Annotated in this window: 18 protein-coding genes; 3 read left to right on the top strand and 15 right to left on the bottom strand. The window is 66.7% G+C overall.

What is annotated here, in order from left to right; genetic code table 11:
• Positions 1–97: 97 nt before the first annotated feature.
• The 4 genes from ACZK1G_RS01020 to ACZK1G_RS01005 all read right to left on the bottom strand — a co-directional run bounded on the left by ACZK1G_RS01020 (position 98) and on the right by ACZK1G_RS01005 (position 3276).
• Entirely contained in the window at positions 98–598 is a 501-nt protein-coding gene (locus ACZK1G_RS01020) for a hypothetical protein (RefSeq protein ID WP_101764733.1), read from the bottom strand.
• Between the two features lie 193 nt (positions 599–791).
• Positions 792–1892: an NADH:flavin oxidoreductase/NADH oxidase gene (locus ACZK1G_RS01015; protein WP_101764732.1), complete on the bottom strand. Its 1101-nt coding sequence runs from the start codon at positions 1890–1892 to the stop codon at positions 792–794.
• 119 nt (positions 1893–2011) lie between these two features.
• Positions 2012–2818, bottom strand: coding sequence for an NAD-dependent protein deacetylase (locus tag ACZK1G_RS01010; RefSeq protein ID WP_101764731.1), 807 nt, complete (start codon positions 2816–2818; stop codon positions 2012–2014).
• 56 nt (positions 2819–2874) lie between these two features.
• On the bottom strand, positions 2875–3276 hold the full coding sequence (locus ACZK1G_RS01005) for an acyl-CoA thioesterase (RefSeq protein ID WP_101764730.1): 402 nt from the start codon (positions 3274–3276) through the stop codon (positions 2875–2877).
• Positions 3277–3366: 90 nt separating this feature from the next.
• On the opposite strand from ACZK1G_RS01005, the gene ACZK1G_RS01000 reads away from it, so the two are divergent.
• Entirely contained in the window at positions 3367–4002 is a 636-nt protein-coding gene (locus tag ACZK1G_RS01000) for a LysE family translocator (protein WP_101764729.1), read from the top strand.
• 94 nt (positions 4003–4096) lie between these two features.
• On the opposite strand, the gene ACZK1G_RS00995 is transcribed toward ACZK1G_RS01000, so the two are convergent.
• The 8 genes from ACZK1G_RS00995 to ACZK1G_RS00960 form a co-directional block, all read right to left on the bottom strand.
• Positions 4097–5116, bottom strand: coding sequence for a ribonucleotide-diphosphate reductase subunit beta (locus tag ACZK1G_RS00995; protein WP_008264781.1), 1020 nt, complete (start codon positions 5114–5116; stop codon positions 4097–4099).
• A gap of 118 nt (positions 5117–5234) precedes the next feature.
• A complete protein-coding gene (locus tag ACZK1G_RS00990; protein ID WP_075675636.1) occupies positions 5235–7637 on the bottom strand; it encodes a ribonucleoside-diphosphate reductase subunit alpha in 2403 nt (800 codons plus the stop codon).
• A 534-nt stretch (positions 7638–8171) separates the two neighbouring features.
• The gene (locus ACZK1G_RS00985; RefSeq protein WP_101764728.1) at positions 8172–8831 is read right to left on the bottom strand and encodes a DUF1120 domain-containing protein; all 660 of its coding nucleotides are present in this window, start codon (positions 8829–8831) and stop codon (positions 8172–8174) included.
• A gap of 10 nt (positions 8832–8841) precedes the next feature.
• Positions 8842–9489 carry a DUF1120 domain-containing protein gene (locus ACZK1G_RS00980; protein ID WP_101764727.1) on the bottom strand — a complete coding sequence of 216 codons (648 nt, stop codon included), beginning with the start codon at positions 9487–9489 and terminating at the stop codon, positions 8842–8844.
• A 126-nt stretch (positions 9490–9615) separates the two neighbouring features.
• Positions 9616–12027 (bottom strand): fimbria/pilus outer membrane usher protein, encoded by a 2412-nt coding sequence (locus ACZK1G_RS00975; RefSeq protein WP_101764726.1) that lies wholly within the window; start codon positions 12025–12027, stop codon positions 9616–9618.
• A 41-nt stretch (positions 12028–12068) separates the two neighbouring features.
• Entirely contained in the window at positions 12069–12788 is a 720-nt protein-coding gene (locus ACZK1G_RS00970; RefSeq protein WP_101764725.1) for a fimbria/pilus chaperone family protein, read from the bottom strand.
• A gap of 267 nt (positions 12789–13055) precedes the next feature.
• A complete protein-coding gene (zapE, locus tag ACZK1G_RS00965; protein WP_478447934.1) occupies positions 13056–14156 on the bottom strand; it encodes a cell division protein ZapE in 1101 nt (366 codons plus the stop codon).
• On the bottom strand, positions 14153–14824 hold the full coding sequence (locus ACZK1G_RS00960; protein WP_101764724.1) for an alpha/beta hydrolase: 672 nt from the start codon (positions 14822–14824) through the stop codon (positions 14153–14155). Before ACZK1G_RS00960 ends, zapE begins: the two co-directional genes overlap by 4 nt.
• Positions 14825–14867: 43 nt before the next feature.
• Between ACZK1G_RS00960 and ACZK1G_RS00955 the strand changes: the two genes are divergently transcribed.
• Positions 14868–15725 carry an EamA family transporter gene (locus ACZK1G_RS00955; protein ID WP_101764723.1) on the top strand — a complete coding sequence of 286 codons (858 nt, stop codon included), beginning with the start codon at positions 14868–14870 and terminating at the stop codon, positions 15723–15725.
• A 301-nt stretch (positions 15726–16026) separates the two neighbouring features.
• Here the strand turns inward: ACZK1G_RS00955 and ACZK1G_RS00950 are convergent, their stop codons facing one another.
• The 3 genes from ACZK1G_RS00950 to ACZK1G_RS00940 form a co-directional block, all read right to left on the bottom strand.
• Positions 16027–17472: an ExeM/NucH family extracellular endonuclease gene (locus ACZK1G_RS00950; RefSeq protein WP_101764722.1), complete on the bottom strand. Its 1446-nt coding sequence runs from the start codon at positions 17470–17472 to the stop codon at positions 16027–16029.
• A gap of 185 nt (positions 17473–17657) precedes the next feature.
• Entirely contained in the window at positions 17658–18176 is a 519-nt protein-coding gene (locus tag ACZK1G_RS00945; RefSeq protein ID WP_014035592.1) for a c-type cytochrome, read from the bottom strand.
• Between the two features lie 163 nt (positions 18177–18339).
• A complete protein-coding gene (locus tag ACZK1G_RS00940; RefSeq protein WP_101764721.1) occupies positions 18340–18957 on the bottom strand; it encodes a TetR/AcrR family transcriptional regulator in 618 nt (205 codons plus the stop codon).
• Positions 18958–19116: 159 nt separating this feature from the next.
• Here ACZK1G_RS00940 and ACZK1G_RS00935 point away from each other — a divergent pair, with 159 nt between their 5' ends.
• A complete protein-coding gene (locus tag ACZK1G_RS00935) occupies positions 19117–20280 on the top strand; it encodes an isovaleryl-CoA dehydrogenase (RefSeq protein ID WP_101764720.1) in 1164 nt (387 codons plus the stop codon).
• Positions 20281–20282 lie beyond the last annotated feature (2 nt).

The following is a 20282-nucleotide window of genomic DNA, read 5'->3' as shown; positions in this document are numbered from 1 at the left end:
CCGGTCCATTTCACGCAGTTGAGCGTCTACTGGAGTTGCTGCCCACGTACTTGTGGGCAGCAGCAAACACCAAAGCAGCATGCGACCAATCATGCGATCAGCAACTCGACATGCAGATGCTGCTCATGGAGGTTGAACAGGTCGCACGCCCTGAACAGGCGTAGCCCGGATAATCTTCGAATACCGGGTTTGGATTGGCCGACTGCACGACCACATGATCCGCTTCCGACTCCTGCCGCAATCCCGGGATGTGCACAATTGCGCGCTGTGCCCCGAAGAGTGACAGGAGCCGATAGGCTTCACCTGCACTCAGTTCGGAGACGATGGGCTCGTAGCTGAAGCTGGCCAGTCCCCGATCTCCAAACACCAGCGAATCGACAAACTGCTTGCGCGCAAGGGGTGAAAGCAACATCAGTGGGGATTCGGGAGAGAGCTCGATCATGTGAAGATCAAGCCGCCCCCGCGAGTTCACAGGGGCGTGCATGAGCGAGACATTCTCCGCCCCGGTGACACTCGCCACGTCATCACCTGCGACGGCAGGCATTGATAGAGGCAGTGAGAAAGCCGAGAGCAGAACAACCAGCATCATGGGTTTCATTGCGTTTCTCCATTGGCTGCACAACCGTGTGTGCAGCTCAACGTTGCAATGTCCGCACCCAGCGCAATGAGGTGTCATTCACATAAAGTGGTATCCGCAATCATTCCTAGTTCGTTGCGACAGGCTATGCCGCAACTCGCCGCCGCGTAGATCCCCTGCATCCTGAAGCGTCACAATGCGCTCGCAGATTGCGTCAGCGCGCCTTGAACACGCCGCGCGCATCGCGTGGCTCACAGCGCAGGTACTGGGGCGCAGCGTCCACGCTGTCGCGCAATGCTGCGGCAGCGTGCCACGGCCAACGCGGGTCGTAGAGGATGCCGCGCGCCAGGGCCACGGCATCGGCGTGGCGGTGGCGCAGAATCGACTCGGCCTGTTCCGGTTCGGTGATCATGCCCACCGCGATCACCGGCATGCGCACCTTGGCCTTGATCGCCGCGGCGAACGGCACCTGGTAACCGGGGCCGACGGTGATCTTCTGGCGCTCGTCCAGGCCGCCGCTGGAGACATGCAGGAAATTGCAGCCGCGCGCGTCCAGCACCTGTGCCAGCGCCTCGCTCTGCACCAGGTCCCAGCCACCCTCGACCCAGTCGCTGGCGGAAATGCGCACGCCCACGGCGACCTTGTCGGACACCGCCGCACGCACCGCATCGAACACCTCCACCAGCAGGCGCAAGCGGTTCGGCAGCGAGCCACCGTAGCCGTCGGTGCGGCGGTTGCTCAGCGGCGACAGGAACTGGTGCAGCAGGTAACCGTGCGCGGCATGCAGCTCGATCAGCTCGAAGCCCAGGCGCTCGGCACGCACCGCACTGGCGGCGAAGGCGGCGATGACCTCGGCAATGCCGGCCTCGTCCAGTTCCTGCGGTGCCGGGTCTGCCGCATGGAACGGCAGCGGCGACGGCGCCACGGTGGCCCAGCCACGCGCATCGTCGGCCGGCAGCTGGCCACCGCCGTCCCACGGACGGTTCACCGAGGCCTTGCGGCCGGCATGGCCCAGCTGGATGCCCAGCGGCATCGGCGACCAGCGGCGGACGCTGGTCAGCACCTGCGCCAGCGCGGCCTCGGTACCGTCGTCCCACAGGCCCAGGTCGGCCCAGCTGATGCGGCCGCGCGGTTCGACCGCGGTGGCTTCCAGGATCAGCAGGCCGGCGCCGGACTGCGCCAGGTTGCCCAGGTGCATGGCGTGCCAGTCGCTGGCGCGGCCGTCTTCGGCGGAGTACTGGCACATCGGCGCGATCACGATGCGGTTGGACAGGGTCAGGGGGCCGAACGAGATCGGCGAAAACAGCTGGGTCACGGCGATGCGGGGGACAGGCGGATGGAGGGTGCGTATTGCACCGCTGCGCGGCTCCCGGATCAACCGCCTGGATGGATCGCTGTTTCGTGCGATCTACTTCAGCCGGGCGTGGGCTCGGCTCAACACGAAGCCCATCCAGCCAGCGCTTCAGCGCAGTCCCGCTCGTCCTTGAACTGCAGCAGGTCGTCGGCGCGGGTGCGGCCACGGTTCAATGCCGCCACCGGCAACCCTGCCCTGGCCGCGGCCTGCACGAAGCGGAAGCCGGAATAGACCATCAGCGACGAGCCCACCACCAGCACGGCGTCGGCCTGCTGCAGGTGATCGTGCACCGCGGCCACGCGTTCGCGCGGCACGTTTTCGCCGAAGAACACCACATCCGGCTTCAACAGGCCGCCGCAGCAGGCGCAATCGGGCACCACGAACGTGGAGAAATCGGTCTCCAGGTCGGCATCGCCATCGGGGGCGATACCGGCCTCCAGCGCATCCCAGCCGGGATTGGCGTCCAGCAGCCGCTGCTGGAACTCCTCGCGGCCGCTGCGGCGCTCGCAGCCCATGCAGCGCACCCGGTCCAGGCGGCCATGCAGGTCGATCACATTGTGGCTGCCGGCACGCTGGTGCAGGCCGTCCACGTTCTGGGTCAGCAGGACCTGCAGCGTGCCGCGGCGTTCCAGCGCGGCCAGCGCCTGGTGGGTGCCGTTGGGCCGGGCCAGGCCGAAGCGTGGCCAGCCGAGCAGGCTGCGCGCCCAGTAGCGCTGGCGGGTGGCCGCCTCGCCCATGAAGGCCTGGTAGGTCACCGGCGGCGTGCGTTTCCACTGGCCGTCGGTATCGCGGTAATCGGGAATGCCCGAGGCGGTACTGCAACCAGCGCCGGTCAGCACGAACAAGCGCTGGGCGCGGTCGATGAAGTCGGTCAGCAGCGGGGTCATGGCTGCCAGATGGGGGCGCGCAAGCGCCCCTGCAAGCGCCGGTTCAGCCGGCGGGCTCAGGCCGCCGGCAGCGACGGCACCGCGATCGGGTGGCCTTCCTCGTCCAGCGCGATCATCACGAAGTGGCCGCGGGTGCACAGCTTGCGCTCGCCGCTGTGCAGGTCTTCGGCGACCAGTTCGACCTCGACCTTCATCGAGCTGCGGCCGACTTCGACGATGCGGCCGATGGTTTCCACCATCTGGCCGATGCGGATCGGCAGCTTGAAGTCGACCTGGTCGCTGCGCGCGGTCACCACGGTGCGGCGCGAATAGCGGGCGGCGGCCAGGAAGGCGGCCTTGTCCATCCATGCCAATGCCTGGCCACCGAACAGGGTGCCCAGGTGGTTGGTGTGGTTGGGGAAGACGATTTCGGCCATGCGCACTTCGGTGGGCGGCACGGTCTCGGGGATCGGGGTCATGGGGGTGCTTCGGTGTGGGGTCCGGCAATTTTAAGCCAGGCCCCGTGCAGGCGGCGCTACACTGCGCCACGCCCACTGCCTGGACCGCCCATGCCCGCACCTTCCGACCTCCTGGCCTTTGCGCTGGTTTCGCTGGCGATGGTGCTCACGCCCGGGCCGAACATGATCTACGTCATCTCGCGCTCGATCTGCCAGGGGCCGGTCGCAGGGCTGATCTCGCTGGGCGGTGTGGCGCTGGGCTTCGTGTTCTACATGCTGTGTGCGGCACTGGGCATCACCGCGCTGCTGATGACCGTACCGTTCGCCTACGACGCGCTGCGCATCGGTGGCGCGCTGTACCTGCTGTACCTGGCCTGGCAGGCACTGAAGCCGGGCGGCCGTTCGCCGTTCGCAGTGCGTGACCTGCCGCAGGACAGCCCGCGCAAACTGTTCACGATGGGCTTCCTGACCAATCTGCTGAACCCGAAAGTGGCGGTGATGTATCTGTCACTGCTGCCCCAGTTCCTGCATCCGGACGGCGAAGGCAGCGTGCTGATGCAGTCGATCGTGCTGGGTTCCACCCAGATCGCGGTGAGTGTGACCGTGAACGGCATGATCGCGCTGACCGCTGGCAGCATCGCCGGCTTCCTGGCCGCGCGCCCGACCTGGCAGGTGGTGCAGCGCTGGCTGATGGGCACGGTACTGGCCGGGCTGGCGGTGCGCATGGCGGTGGAAGGGCGGCGCTGACACTTTGTAGAGTCGAGCATGGCTCGACGCTACAGAAACGAAAAACCCCGGCGTTGGCCGGGGTTGTTCGTTGCGACAGAGCTGACCGGTTCGATCAGAAGTTCATGTCGAAGGCGACTTCGCCCTGCACGCCGACCTGGTAGGCCGAGACGCGGCGTTCGAAGAAGTTGGTCAGCTCCTGCACGTCCTGCAGTTCCATGAACGGCAGCGGGTTGCGCACGTTGTACTTCTTTTCCATGCCCAGCTTGGCGAAGTGCTGGTCGGCGCAGTGCTGCAGGTACTGGCGCATGTCGCGGGTCGAGATGCCGGCCACGCCGCCGGACAGCACGTCCTCGGCGAACTGCACTTCGCATTCAATGGCTTCGGCCAGCATGTCGTAGACCTGCTGCTTCATCTCGTCGTCGAACAGGTCCGGCTCTTCCTCACGCACCACGCGCACCGACTCGAACGCGAACTCCATGTGCGCGCTCTCGTCGCGGAACACCCAGTTGGTGCCCGAAGCCAGGCCCGGCAGCAGGCCGCGCGAACGGAAGTAGTACACGTAGGCGAAGGCGGCGAAGAAGAACAGGCCTTCGATGCACGCAGCGAAGCAGATCTGGTTGAGCAGGAACTGGCGACGCTCGGCACGGGTCTCGATGCGCTTCAGGTCCTGGATCGAGTCGATCCACTTGAAGCAGAAATCGGCCTTCTTCTTGATCGAGTCGATGTTCTCCACCGCGGCGAAGGCTTTGACGCGCTCTTCCGGATCCGGCAGGTAGTTGTCGAGCAGGGTCAGGTAGAACTGCACGTGCAGCGCTTCTTCATACAGCTGGCGCGACAGGTACATGCGCGCTTCGGGCGCGTTCAAGTGCTGGTACAGGTTCAGCACCAGGTTGTTGGAGACGATCGAGTCGCCGGTGGCGAAGAACGCGACCAGGCGGTGGATCAGGTGGCGCTCACCCGGCGACATCTTGCTGTGCAGGTCGGTGATGTCGATCTGGAAGTTGATCTCTTCCACCGTCCAGGTGTTCTTGATCGCATTCCGGTACATGTCATAGAACTGCGGGTAGCGCATCGGGCGCAGGGTCAGTTCAAAACCGGGATCGAGCAGCATCTGCTTGGGCTTGTCGGCCATGGGTGTTTCCTTGAATTCCTGGGTGAGCCGCCGGGCATGGCCCGGCGCTACCGTGGGTGATGATCGTTGGCCGGGGTTGCCGGCCAGCGGCCGGCACTACCGCGCGGCGGTGCCGCTCTTACTGGCAGGCCTCGCAGGCTTCCGGGTTTTCCAGCGAGCAGGCGATGGCTTCGTCCGGGCTGAACACCTTGGCCGGGGCCGCAGCGCTGACCGTGGTCTTGGCGATCTTGGTGGCCGGGCGCGAACGCAGGTAGTAGGTGGTCTTGATGCCCTGCTTCCAGGCGTACATGTACATGGAGGACATCGCGCCGATGTTCGGGCTTTCCATGAACAGGTTGAGCGAGGCCGACTGGTCGATGAAGGCGCCACGCTCGGCGGCCATGTCGATCAGCGAACGCATCGGCAGTTCCCACGCGGTGCGGTAAACCTCGCGCAGCGTTTCCGGAATCTGTGCCACGCCCGCGATGGAGCCTTCGGCCAGCTTGATGGCATCGCGCATTTCCGGCGTCCACAGGCCCAGCTTCTTCAGCTCGTTGACCAGGTAGCGGTTGACCTGCAGGAAGTCACCGGACAAGGTCTCGCGCTTGAACAGGTTGGATACCTGCGGCTCGACGCACTCGTAGCAGCCGGCGATCGAGGCGATGGTCGCGGTCGGGGCAATCGCGATCATCAGCGAGTTGCGCAGGCCGTGTTCCTTGATGCGGGCACGCAGGGCATCCCAGCGCTCGGCGTCTTCCGGCACCACGTTCCAGGCGTCGAACTGCAGTTCGCCACCGGCGGCGCGAGTGTCGTTGAACGACGGGTGCTTGCCGCGTTCCTGGGCCAGCTCGCAGGAGGTTTCCAGCGCGTGGAAGTAGATCGCTTCGGCAATCTTCTTCGACAGGGCACGGGCTTCGGCGCTGTCGAACGGCAGGCGCTTGCGGAAGAACACGTCCTGCAGGCCCATGCAGCCCAGGCCGACCGGACGCCAGCGCAGGTTGGCGCGGCGGGCGGTTTCGATCGGGTAGAAGTTCAGGTCGATGACGCGGTCGAGCTGGCGCACGGCCAGGCGCACGGTCTCGGCCAGCTTCTCGAAGTCGAACTCGTTGTGCTCGTCGAAGTGGTTGCCCAGGTTGATCGAACCCAGGTTGCACACCGCGGTTTCATCGTTGGACGTGACTTCCAGGATTTCCGTGCACAGGTTCGACAGGTGGATCACGTTGCCGGCGCGCAGGGTCTGGTTGCTGGCGCGGTTGCACTTGTCCTTGAAAGTCATCCAGCCGTTGCCGGTCTCGGCCAGCGTACGCATCATGCGGGCATACAGCTTGCGCGCGGAGATGGTGCGGTTGGCCTTGCCCTGGGCTTCGGCCTGCAGGTAGGCCTGCTCGAAGGCTTCGCCGAACAGGTCAGTGAACTCCGGCACGACGCGCGGATCGAACAGCGACCATTCCTGGTCGGCCTCGACGCGCTTCATGAACAGGTCCGGCACCCAGTTGGCCAGGTTCAGGTTGTGCGCACGGCGGGCTTCGTCACCGGTGTTGTCGCGCAGTTCGAGGAAGTCCTCGATGTCGGCGTGCCAGGTTTCCAGGTACACACAGGCCGCGCCCTTGCGCTTGCCGCCCTGGTTCACCGCGGCCACCGACGAATCCATGGTCTTCAGCCACGGCACGATGCCGTTGGAGTGGCCGTTGGTCGACTTGATCAGCGAACCACGCGAACGCACGCGGGTGTAGCTGACGCCGATGCCGCCGGAGAACTTCGACAGCTGGGCGATGTCGCCGTACTTGGAATAGATCGACTCCAGCGAGTCCTGCGGCGAGTCCAGCAGGAAGCACGAGGACAGCTGCTCGTGGGTGGTGCCGGAATTGAACAGGGTCGGGCTGGACGGCAGGTAGTCCAGGTTGCCCATGCGCTTGTACAGCGCCAGGGTCTCGGACACGTCCTCGCTCAGCGCGCTGGCGATGCGCAGGAAGAACTGCTGCGGGGTCTCGATCACCTTGCGGGTGTGCGGGTGGCGCAGCAGGTAACGGTCGTACAGGGTGCGCAGGCCGAAGTAATCGAAGTTCAGGTCCAGCGCGCCGTCGATGGCGTCGTTGAGCTTGCGTGCATTGGTCTGCACGAAGTTCAGCAGGCGGTCGTTGATCAGGCCGACTTCATGGCCACGGCTGACCGACTGCGAGAAGGCGTAGATTTCCTGGCCCGAGACTTCCTTGGCGATGTAGTTGGCCAGCAGGCGCGCAGCCAGGCGGCCGTACTCGGGCTCTTCACCGATCAGCAGGGCGGCGGTGCGGATGGACAGTTCGTCCAGCTCGCGGGTGGTGGCACCGTTGTACAGGCCGGAAATGGTACGGGTGGCCACGCGCATCGGATCGACGGCGTGCAGGCCTTCGGAGGAACGCTGCACCGCACGCACGATCTTGTTCAGGTCCACCAGTTCGGTGGTCCCATTGCGCTTGGTCACACTCATCGCGTTGGCCGTCGGCGGCGACGTCAACAGGAATTCGCTTTCCTTCTCGATGGTGGCGCTGGATTCGGTGCTCACGGCGTGTGTCCTCTTGGCGTGATTGGGGGTGCTCGATGCATCGGGTGACGCAGCCCGGGACATGACAGCCCAGGATGGCAGGACGGCGTCGCAGGGGATGAGACCCTGCGCCTGCCACTGCCGTTGACGATCGCGGATGGGTACCCCGGGCACCCCCTGGAATTGGGGTTGCTGCGACCGACGGCCACAAGATAGTGGGGGTAATGGGGTCCGTCAACGCCAAATGTAGTGAAATTCGGCAATCCCTTGCGCCGCAAGGATCGTGCCATCGGCGCCCGGATCAGACGCTTCAGACCTGCCGGAACGGGCTGCGCAGTCAAGCCCGAAAGCGTCATTGCGGTGGTACAACGCACCGCGGAAACGGAACAATGACAGCTTCACATGACAGTGATGAAACTGGCTAGGGACAACCCTGTGGATAGGTGGTGGGCAGCCGGTGGGAATCAGGTGGACGGGTGACTTTCGGCCTGCCAGAGGACGGCGGGGTGGCCGACAGCAGCCGGGGCAGGCGTTGCACCTGCCCCGGCATTGCCGTCAAAGACCGAAGGCGTAGTTCAGTGTCAGGTTGCCATCCAGCGGCGTTCCTTCGGTGATCGGCGCACCGCGCACCGTTTCACTGGCGACGAAGGCGCTGACCCGCAAGCCCATCGAGAACACGCTGCCGCTGAGCGGCAGGGCACCGGTCGTGCCCGAGGTGGTCCAGCTGTGCGACAGGGTCTTGTCCAGGAAGGTGCTGGCGGCACCGGTGCCGGAGGCCGCGCCCTTGGTCCCGCGCAGCACGTTGACGTTGGCCTGGTCGACCTTGGCCCCGTTCAGGGTCACCGTGAAGTAACCCAGCTTGCTGGTGGGGAAGCCCGCCACCGCGCCCAGCCCGAAGTTCTGCGAGCTGACGCTGGAGCTGGAGGCCTCGCGGTTGTCGACGACCTGGAAGGACATGAAGGTCTTGCCACTGCCGCAATCCACCGTCCACACCTGGTCGATGGTGGACAACGTGAGATAGCCCGTGGTCGGGATGAGGCTGGCGTTGACCTTGCCATAGTCGTAGACGCCATCCTTGTCGGAACTGACCACGCAGGTCGGCGTCTTCACCGTGCCGGTCACCTCCAGGTCCTTGGGCGCAATGGCAGCAGAGGCCATGCCGCAGGCCGACAGCAGGGCCAGCGCGAGCGAGGAGCGGATCATAGTGGTACGCATGGGAGCCTCCTTACAGGCCGTAGGCGAAGTTCAGGGTCAGCGAGCCTTCCAGCTTCGCGTCCTCGGTGATGGGGCCGCCCATGGTCTGGCTGCCGGCAAGGTTGGCGACCACATCCAGATCGGTCTCGAACACGCGGCCGATCTGCTGCAGGTTGGCCGCCGTCTGCGCCCAGCCCATGGTGTAGCTGCTATGCCGCAACGGCGCCGTGGCCGCACGGGTAATGGCGGTGGTGTTGGTGGTGAACACGTTGGATGCGGTGCCATTCACCTTCGGGTTGCGCATGGTCACCGTGTAGTAGCCCAGCTTGCCGGTGCCGTTGACGTTACCCATGCCGAAGTAGGACGAGTCCACCGCACTGGCCGACGCGGCGGCGTTGTCGGTCACCTTGAAGGTCAGGTAGGTGTCGCCTTCGCATTCGATCTTCCAGGCCTTGCTGATGGCAGGAAGCACGTTGTAGGTGGTGCCGGTGCGGATATCGCCCGGGCCCAGGCTGCCGTAGTCATACACGCCGTCATCGCCGGCGGTGACCAGGCAGGCCGGTACATCCAGGCTGCCGGTGACCTTCAGGGTCGAGGGCGCGATGGGTTCTGCGTGCACGGCACCGGCCGACAGCAGTGCCAGCGCGGTTGCGGCAAGGGAAAGCTGGACTTTACTCATGGTGTGGAAACTCCCAGGTTGGAGGGGGATGAGGGGATCGTCTGCGGCGACGATCCATTGGCGGAGCGACCAAGGTCGCCACCGGCAATACGGACACCGCGCGTTCGCGGCGCTGGAATGAGGCCGTCACAGGCAACGTCCTTCGGACGCCTCGTAGGGGCGCGCGGGATCGAACCGGGCCGGCACGCTGTAGTGCACTTCACAGCGACCGCTGGCATCGTCCAGCAGCACCGGCTTGCCGATCTGTTCGTTGTCCAGGATCGCGTTGCCCTGGCCGATCACGGTGCCAATGAAGTCGCCTTCGGCGGAGTACAGCGCGGTACCCACCCGCGCCAGTTCGCCGCCGCGGGTGCGCACGGTCAGCAGCAGCTGGCGCACCGGGTGCGCACTGATGGTGTGGGTGGCGACGGCGCCGCGCGCCAGCGCCAGATCAAGCGTGGTACTGGCAAAGCGCTGGTTCAGCGGCAGCGTGCGCCCCTCCAGCTGCAACCGGGTTCGCCGGTACGGGGTGATCGACGGCAATACCGCCGTACCCAGCACGGAGGTGGTGGCACTGCCGGCGCCGCTCAGGCCGATCCCGGCCACACGTGGAATCCGGACCACGGCAAAGGTGTCACCAATGCGCGAGCTGGAAAACGCCAACGTGCGCCCCGAGGCCAGCGCTACACCGCCGCTGGCGGCCAGATATTGGGTCTGGGCCTGGCCCTGGATATGCGAAACCCCCGCATTGAATGCGCCATACGCGGTGCGCTGGCTGGCCGCGACCGCCAACCGCTGCTGCGAACCGCTGTGCGACGCATCCACGTTGTAGGCCAGGCCACCCGCGGTGCGGCTCTGGAAACTGGCCCCCAGGTTGCGCGACGCATCTTCATAGCGGTAGGCACGGGCACTGACACTGCCGCGTCCCAACGGAATCTGCAGATTGACGAACGCGGCGCTGCCCCGCCCCTGCGCATGCTGCAGGGTCAGGTTGACGTTGACCCGACCGAACCGGCGTGACGCAGACAGCGTCTGCCCGCGGCCAACATCGCCGCCATAGTGGCTCTGCCAGAACGTGTAGGAGAACGCGCCCCAGGTAGCGCTGGACCAGCCCACCGAGGCCGACAGCGATTGCTGCAGCCGCTCGCTGCGCGAAGCGCAGGCTTCCGGCAAGGTCCAGGGTTCGCACGGCCACGGCCGGGTATCGCGCAGCGACAACGTGTCTTCCAGCGTTGCGAACGCAGCGCTGCGGCGCTGCCAGGACGCTCCGAGGCTGAGTCCATTGTCGAAGCTGGCATTGCCCTGCAGCTGCAGCTCGTGGCCGAAGCCCCATTGCGCGGCATGCGAGAAACGCGCCCCCACGCCCCAGATGCTGCGCGACCCAAGGCTGAAGCCGGACTGTGCCGCCAATCCCTGGTAGCCACGGGCAAGCAACAGCGACGTGCTGACACGGGTATCAGCGTGCAGCTGCATGGCGCCCCCGGCGTGGACCAGCCAGGGAGCATTGCCCTGCAGGTGCACGCCATCGCGGGCACGGTAGCGCCCCACCCCAAGCTGGAAGGCTGGCGCGGCATCGGCCTCCGGCACATCCATCGGTGCCGGTACCCGATAGCGGGTCGTGCGCCCGTCCTCTTCCCGGACTTCCACATTGAGGTCCGTACCACGGCTGGTCACGGCGATGTCGCTGATCGAATAGACACCTGGCGCCACCACGCTGCGATGCACGACGCTGCCGCGCTGGCGCACTTCCACCACCGCATGGCTGTCGGCGATGCCCTCGATCGGCACGCTGAGGCGGCTGGCCTGGCGCTGCATGTCATCGGAGAACAGCTGTGCCCCCACCACCGGAGTGCCACCGAAGCCTTCCGAGGCCAGGCTCAGCTGGCCCGCCTGGAACAACGCCGAGGCACGCTCCAGCGCACGCTGGGCATAGGTTTCCTGCTGCACGTAGCGGCTTTGCGAGCGACGCCGTGCATAGTCGCCGCGGCTGCGTACGGCCCAGTTGGCGGTATTGAATCCCAGTTCCATGCGTGCACTCAAAGAATGGTCATTGCCCGTGCGTCGCTGCACGCGTTGGGAGAAAACGTCGTAGTTGAGAACCAGGGCACTGCCGCCACGCTGAAAGGCACCGCCCGCGCTGCTGTCGCGCAGGGCCGTGGCCGGCACGACCAGATCCATCCGCGCACTGCCTGGCCGAAGCTCGACCCGGGTACCGGGATGGATCTGCTGCAGCGGCGCGCAGATCTGCTCCGGGTCGTCCTGTTTCAGGCCCAGCTGCGCCAGCACTTCGGCGGAGAAACAAGGCTCACCCTGAGCATCGAAACGCACCTGCAGCGGCTCGCGACGCATGCCGTTAACACTGGCGTCAACCTGGTGCACGCCTGGCAGAAAGCCGGCCCGGCGTGCAAAGAAGCGTGCAACGTCGGCCGAGACGCCATTGCGCTCCAGCTGCTTGAGGTCGAACTGCACCTCCTGTGCGGCAACTCCGGTGGCGCTACTCATTCCTCCCGCGCCGATCACCAGGGCGGCAACCGGCGCCAATGACGGCGGCTGCCTCATGGGTGGGGTCCTTGCATGCAGGTGGAGTCATCGCCGCGCGCTCACGGCTGCAGCGGCAGTTGTTCCTTGTCCTTGGCGAAGCCATAGCGGCTCAGCGGCACGATTTCGACGTGCCCGTAGCTGCCGCCCACTTCACCCGCCAGGGTCAGCACACGTGTTTCGCCCGGCATCAGGTAGGGATGCGGCAGCACACCCAACGCGGCGGAGGGCTGCAGGCGCAGCTCGGGGCCGATCCGGATCACATGGGGTCCACTATTGCGGACGGTCAACTGATCGCCATCGATGGAGAACCGCAGGTCCTGCCAGGGACGCGCTGCAACGGCAACCGCACGCGGCTGCAGGATGAAGCCGATCTGCTGGCGGATCGGCATGCGCATGCCGCGCTCGCTCTTCTGGGTGACACCTTCGAACGACGCCCGCAGCATGTATTCGCGATCCAGCACCGTGCCCTTCTTCAGCGTGAAGTTGACGATCTGGCTCTGGCCCGGGTCGATGCGGGTCACCGCCGGGGTCACCAGGATGTTGCCGGCCATCGGCTGGCCGTCCAGGTCGTCCACGCTGCTCAGCAGCAGGATCGGCTCGCTGCCGGGATTGCTGATGTTGAACGCGGTACGTCCCTCGCGCTCCTCCAGGATCACCGTATTGCTCTGCAGGGCGAAGGTGGACGCCTGCAGCGGCACAGCCGGGCCGAGCAGCGCGGCGGCAGCCAGCCATTTCCAGGCCAACAGATTCCCGCGCCGCTTCGAAAGAAGAGCGTTCATGGCAGTTCCCGTTCGGTGGGGCCCCGTTGCGGCACAGGCACGCGACGTCAGGCGATGACGGCCATGCTAGGCCGACCCCACCCGGTGAACTATCAGGCAAGTCTTAAAGCGATAGTCGTTGACGCTTTTTGCCCAGCCGACGCCCCCGCCTGCATCGGTTAATGCCGGCCGCTGGCCGGCAACATCATCGCCCTTGAAGGCATCGAGCAGATGCCGGCCAGCAGAAGCAGCCGAGCATGGGCTCGGCTCTACAAGCCGCGGCACCCCTCACGCCCGGTGCGGGGTACCCAGGTACTCGGCGCTCTGCATCTCGATCAGGCGCGAGGCGGTGCGCTCGAACGCGCCCTGCAGGCGCTGGCCGGTGTACAGCTCGATCGGCGAGGTGCTGGCGGTGCAGACCAGGTTGACGTGGCGGTCGTACAGTTCGTCGATCAGGTTGACGAAGCGGCGCGCGGCATCTTCGTTCAAACGGTCGAAGGCGGGGATGCCGCCCAGCAGCACGGTGTTGAACTCGTGGGCGATCTCGATGTAATCCGACGGGCCACGCGGGCCTTCGCACAACGCGGCGAAATCGAACCAGGCGATGCTCTTGCCACGGCCGCGCACCGGGATCTTGCGGCCTTCGATCTCGATGTTGCCGGGCTTGGCCGGCTGGCCGCCGCTCAGTTCGTTCCAGCGCGTGGCCAGCCACTCATCACTGTCGGCCGCCAGCGGTGCGCGGTACACCGGCGAGCGGGTCAGCGCGCGCATCCGGTAATCCTCGGTACCCTCGGCGTACAGCTCGACGCAGAAGCGCTGCAGCAGGCCGATGGCCGGCAGGAAGCTCTCACGCTGCAGGCCATTGAGGTACAGGTTCTCCACCGCCGTGTTGGAGGTGGTGACCAGGGTCACGCCTTCGGCGAACAGTCGTTCGAGCAACCGCGCCAGCAGCATCGCATCGCCGATGTCGGTGACGAAGAATTCGTCCAGCACCAGCACCCGCAGGTTGCTGCGCCACTCCTGGGCGATCTTCGCCAGCGGATCGCTCTGCCCCTGGTGCTCGCGCAGGCGCTCGTGGACGCTGCGCATGAAGCGGTGGAAATGCGTGCGGTACTTCTGCTTGATCGGCAGGCCGTCGTAGAACAGGTCGACCAGGAAGGTCTTGCCACGGCCGACGCCGCCCCAGAAGTACAGGCCCTTCACCGGCTCGGGCTTCTTCCAGAACCAGGACAGGCGGTCCAGCCAGCCGTCCTCGGCACTGTCCAGCAGGCCCAGGTGGATGCGGTCCAGTTCGGCCAGCGCCGCGTGCTGGGCCGGGTCGTTCTGCCAGTCGCCACGGGCAACCCCTTCCGCGTACCGCTGCGACGGGGTCAACTCGGTTGCACTCATGCCGCCGCGCCCAGCCAATGCTTCACGCCGTGGGTCAGCGCGCCGCGCAGGTCGATCAGCTTGCGGTGGAAGAAGTGGCTGGTCTCGGGCATGCGCACCAGCTCGTGCGGGACGTCCAGCGTGTCCAGCCACTGGTAGACGGCCTGCGGATCGACGATCTCGTCCTGCTCGCCCTGGATCACCAGCCAGCGGGCCGGCGGCGCGATGCCATCGAAATCCCAGCGACCGGCCGGCGGCGCGATCGAGATCAGCGCTTCCGGCTGCAGCGCGGCAGCCGCCTTCAACGACACGAACGCGCCGAAGCTGAAACCGGCCAGCCACAGGCGGTCGTCGGGGCGTTGGCTCTGCACCCAGGCGGCGACGGCCTTCAGGTCATCCTGCTCGCCCACGCCGCCATCGAAGGTGCCGGCCGAACCGCCAACGCTGCGGAAGTTGAAGCGCACCGTGGTGATGCCCAGCTCGCGCAGGGTGGTGGCGGTCATGGTGACCACCTTGTTGTGCAGGGTGCCACCCTCGGTGGACAACGGATGGCAGACGATGGCCACGATCGGCTGCACCGGCACATCGGCCTTGGGCAGGTCGACGACCACTTCCAGCGGGCCGGCCGGGCCGTCCAGTTCAAGGCAGGCGGTTTCGCCGGGGGCGACGGGGAACGAGGGCTTGTGCATGGCACCATGATACCGTCCCCCGCCCCTGCCCTGTGCCCGCCCCATGCTCTACCTGTCCTTGGCCGTGATCTGCAGCGTGCTGGTTTCGGTGTTGTTGAAGGTCGCTGGACGCCGCCAGCTGGATGTTGCGCAGATGGTCACCTGGAACTATCTGGTGGCGGCAACGCTCACCGCCGTGGTGCTGCAGCCGCCGCTAGATGCGCTGCGCGCGCCGCATGCCCCGTGGCTGTCGCTGCTGGCACTGGCGGTGGTGCTGCCATCAATCTTCCTGGTGCTGGGCCGCGCGGTGGCGGTGGCCGGCATCGTCCGCAGCGACGTGGCACAGCGCTTGTCGCTGCTGCTGTCATTGGCCGCCGCGTTCCTGTTCTTCGGCCAGACCGCCACGCCATGGAAGCTGGCCGGGCTCGGCCTGGGCCTGCTGGCGATGGTGGCAATCAGCCTGCGTCCACGCGGCCCGGCGGTGGCGTCTTCGCCCGGTGGCTGGGGATGGTTGCTGGGCGTATGGGCCGGGTTCGCGGTGGTGGACGTGCTGCTCAAGCAGGTCGCGCTGTCCGGCACGCCCTCGATGGCGGCGGTGCTGGCCAGCTTCAGCGTCGCCTTCGTGCTGATGCTGGCATTGCAGCTGTGGCGGCACGCCAGTGGCCGCAGCCGGTTGGCCTGGCGCAACCTGGGCGCGGGCGCGCTGCTGGGCCTGCTCAACGGCGGCAACATTCTTTTCTATGTGCACGCGCACCAGGCGATGCCGGAGAGCCCGGCCACCGTGTTCGCCGGCATGAACATCGGCGTGGTGGTGCTGGGCGCGCTGGTGGGCGTGTTCGCCTTCGGCGAGGCCACCACGAAGTGGAACCGCGCCGGACTGGCGCTGGCGGTGCTGGCGATCGGGTTGATCGCCTGGGGGTGAGCGCTGGTTGCGGCGGACCATTTCCGCGCCCGCGGTGGGATGTCACTTTTCTTTTCGCGCGAAAAGAAAAGTAACCAAAAGAAACGCGCCGCCAGCCGCGAGCCGGTGCTGTGCACCGGTACCCTGCGCTTCTCGGTGAATCAGGGGACGGCGCCGAACTCGCTGCGCTCAGACATCGGCGCCTCTTCGCCCCTGATTCACCTGCGATGCTCGGCTCGCTTGAAGGCGGACTGGTAGATCAAAAGCAACGGCAGCATCCGTGCCGATCAAGGTCGCTACCAGAGCAGATCCTCGGCGAACCTTATCTGTCAAAACCCAGCAGCAGCGGGTCGTGGTCGGAGCTGCGCCACGGGCCCTGCACGTTGCGGCCCTGGTAGCCGCTGGCGTCCTGTTCGTCGGCATTGCTGTGCCATTCGGCGGCGCCGCGCAGGCGCTTGGCCATGCCCGGGTTCAGCAGCGCGTGGTCGAGGCGGCCGGTGTAGCCGTTGTAGACATAGCTGTAGGGGTGCTCGACCTTGGCGACCTTGAACGCGTCCTGCCAGCCCAGGTCATGCAGGGTGCGGATCGGGTCTTCCATCGCGTAGGCGTTGAAGTCACCCAGCAGCACCGCGTCCTTGGCGCCGGTACCGGTCGGATCGGTCTGCAGCCAGGCGTGCAGCTGCTGCGCCGAAGTCACCCGGGTGGCGTTCCAGCAGCCCTGGTTGTCGTTGCGGTCGGCGTCGGCACCGGCCGCGTCACGGCAGCCCTTCGACTTGAAGTGGTTGGCAACCACCACGAACGGCGCGCCGTGCTTGCCCTGGAAGGCCTGCGCCAGCGGTACGCGGCTGTGCTCGACGAACGGGCCGCCGGTCAGCGTGGCCGGCTTGCCGACCGGCTGCAGGCGCGTGCTGCGGTAGATGATGCCGACCCGGATCGGGTTGTCGCCGGGGCCGGTGCCCGCGTCGACGAAGCGCCAGTCACCCTGCGCGCCGCGGTCTCGGTTGAGCGCATCGACCAGTTCGGCGATGGCCGACTGCGGGCCGTAGCCATCGTTCTCCAGCTCCATCAGTGCGGCGACATCGGCGCCCAACGCATTGACCGTGGTGACCAGCTTGACCACCTGCGCTTTGTGCTCGTCCAGCGTGCGCGCACCGCGCAGGGTCGGGAAGCCACCGCCCTGGCCATCACCGTTGAAGAAGTTCTCCAGGTTGAAGGCCGCCACGTGCAGGCTGCCCGGTACCGTCGGCACCGCCGGGCGCTTGAGTTCCGGCAGTTTCAGCGCCCCCTCGACCTGCAGGCGCGGGTGGCCCTGCGCGTCCACGCGCACGATGCCCTCCACGTTGCGCAGCTGCATGCCGGTGCGCAGCACCGGGTTGCCCGGCAGGTAGGCCACGCTGGCCGGGTCGCGGGCATCGCTGCCATCGTCAAGCACCAGGCGGCGACGCTGGTTGTCGGCCATCACCTGCTCGTAGCCGGCAGTACCCGGCGCGGCCACTTCGGTCGGCTGCCAGAGGCGGCCATCGAAGGCCACGGTGAGCTGGCCGAAGCGTTCCAGGCCATCGGTACCGGCCAGGGTCAGCGGTGCGGCGATGCGCACGCGCTGGCCATCCAGCGCGCGCCAGTCGGCCGGCGCGGCGGTCAGCACCACGGTGGCGCTGCTACCCGCGGCAGGGGTGGTCGCGGCCGGTGCGGCCTGTGGCAGGGCCTGGGCGAAGGCGCCGGCCGGCAGCAGCAGGGACAGGGCAAGGGCGAGGGAGCGGCGGCGCATCGACGGACGATTCCTTGGAAGAGGGCGCACAGACTAACCCTGAAATGCGAAACCCCGCCTGCGCAGCGGGGGCATAGGGGCGATCAGGCCTCGGCGGGCAAAGCCGGGGTCGTGCCGGCCGGTGGCCGGCAGCCCCAAGACCTTCGTGCGATGCGCGGTTGCCGGCCAGCGACCGGCACCACCGGTTATTTCAGGTTGCCCAGCATCCAGTCCACGGTGGCGTGGATCTGTTCTTCGGTCAGGGCCGGGTTGCCGCCCTTGGGCGGCATGATGCCGCCGTCGGGGCCGGTATAGCCCTCGATGGCGTGCTTGTAGAGGGTGTCCTTGCCCTGCGCGATGCGCTTGTCCCAGTGCGAATGGTCCAGCGTCGGCGCCATGCCCACGCCATTGGTGTGGCAGGCGGTGCACAGGTTGTCGAAGATCACCTTGCCATCCTTGGTGCCGCCGTAAGCCACCTGCGACGCGGCCTTGGCCAGCGCGGCAGCCTTGGCGGCGGCCTGCGCGGCGGCGCCGGTGCTGCCGGCATAGACCGCGCCGGTGGGCGAGATGCGCTGTTCGGTGCGTTTGGCCGCGGTCGGCGACACCTCGGGCGGAATCCGGGTGTGGATGTAGGCGGCAAGGAGGATGAGGCCGAGGGTGATGGTCGCCAGCAGCGCGATCACCATGGAGAAGCGTTTCAGGAACTCCAGATCGTAATTCCGCACTCTTCGTTACCCCTGGCTGATAGTCGTTGGACCACGGCTGAGCGACTGCGTGATGGACCGAGTATAGAACGCGCTTTGCGTGCGACAACAGGCGTCACTGCTGGTGCGGCGCAGCATGCCGGGGGATCTGACCCCGGCAACAGAAGCCGGCCAGCGGTCGGCGCTACCGAATCACCGGGGCACCGATCGCGCGCAGGCAGAAGCTGCAGATCGCATCCACCAGCGCGTCTTCGTCGCGGTGCGCTTCGCGGCTGGGCGCGGTCGGGCCGACCATCGCCTCGGTGAAGGCACCGACCAGGCAGGCGGCGGCCACATGCGCGTCCTGCACCGGCAGCTCGCCGGCCGCTACGCCCTCCTCCACCAGCCGCAGGAACACGTCGCCGAACGCGCGACGACCGCGCATGCGCTCGGCTTCCACGTCCGGATCGACCGGCTCGACGATGAAGGCGTGCGCCAGCCCCGGCCCGGCCAGGGCGCGGCGGACGAAGGCGGTGATCGCCAGCCGCAGGCGCTCGCTGGCCACCTCCGGGCCGCTGGCGATGCGCTCCATGATCGCGACCTCGTGGGCCACCGCGGCGTTGAGCACCTCCACGAACAACTCGGCCTTGGACGGGAAATGGCGATAGATCAGGCCGGTGGACACCCCCGCCTGGGTCGCCACGGCGGTCACCGGGGCGTTGCGCCAGCCGCCGGTGGCGACCAGCTCGCGGGTGGCCAGCAGGATCCGTTCACGGGCGCCCGCCAGGCGTTCTTCCATCAATGCAGAGCGTTTATAGGCCATGTTCTGATTCTAGTTTCAATTTTTGAATTCGTATTCACTTCTTACCCGAACCCCGCTACGCTGGGCCCATCGCCCGTGCGGGTGGCGGTCCTGTACACCGCCGCCCGCTCCCCCGCCGGGTGCGTCCATTTCCTGCCATCCCGCCGTGGAGCCACCACAATGCACGTGCCATCCCTGAACTTCGATCTTGGCGAAGACATCGACCTGCTGCGCCAGAGCGTGGCCCATTTTGCCGCCGCCGAGGTCGCACCGCTGGCCGCCGAGGCCGATGCCAGCAACCAGTTCCCGCTGGCCCTGTGGCCGAAGCTGGGCGAGCAGGGCCTGCTCGGCCTCACCGTGGAAGAAGAATACGGCGGCACCGGCATGGGCTACCTGGCCCACGTGGTGGCGATGGAAGAAATCTCGCGTGCCTCTGGCGGCATCGGCCTGTCCTACGGCGCGCACTCCAACCTGTGCGTGAACCAGCTGCGCAAGAACGGCAACGAAGAACAGAAGCAGCGCTTCCTGCCCGGCCTGTGCAATGGCAGCCTGGTCGGCGCGCTGGCGATGAGCGAACCGGGTGCCGGTTCGGACGTGGTGTCGATGAAGCTGCGCGCCGACAAGCGCGGCGACCGCTACGTGCTCAACGGCAACAAGATGTGGATCACCAACGGCCCGGACGCCGACGTGCTGGTGGTCTACGCCAAGACCGACATGGACGCGGGTGCCAAGGGCATCACCGCGTTCCTGGTCGAGAAGGGCATGAAGGGCTTCTCCACCGCGCAGAAGCTGGACAAGCTGGGCATGCGCTCTTCGCCCACCTGCGAGCTGGTGTTCCAGGACTGCGAGATTCCCGAAGAGAACGTGCTGGGCCAGGTCGGCGGTGGCGTGCGCGTGCTGATGTCCGGCCTGGACTACGAGCGCGTGGTGCTGTCCGGCGGCCCGCTGGGCCTGATGGCCGCGGCCATGGACGTGGTCATGCCCTATGTGCACGAGCGCCACCAGTTCGGCGAACCGATCGGCAGCTTCCAGCTGATCCAGGCCAAGATCGCCGACATGTACGTGGGCCTGGGCGCGTGCCGCGCCTATGTCTATGCCGTGGCGCGCGCCTGCGACCAGGGCCGCACCACCCGCCAGGACGCCGCCGGTGCGATCCTGTACGCCGCCGAGAAGGCCACCTGGCTGACCGGCCAGGCGATCCAGATCCTCGGTGGCAACGGCTACATCAACGAATACCCGACCGGCCGCTTGTGGCGCGATGCCAAGCTGTATGAAATCGGCGCCGGCACCTCGGAGATCCGCCGCATGCTGATCGGCCGCGAACTGTTCCAGCGCACCCTGTAAGG

It is taken from the genome of Stenotrophomonas sp. 109824_Sma (assembly GCF_056480025.1).
The sequence above is the reverse complement of the archived record's forward strand: the minus strand, read 5'-3'. Positions and strand labels throughout refer to the sequence as shown.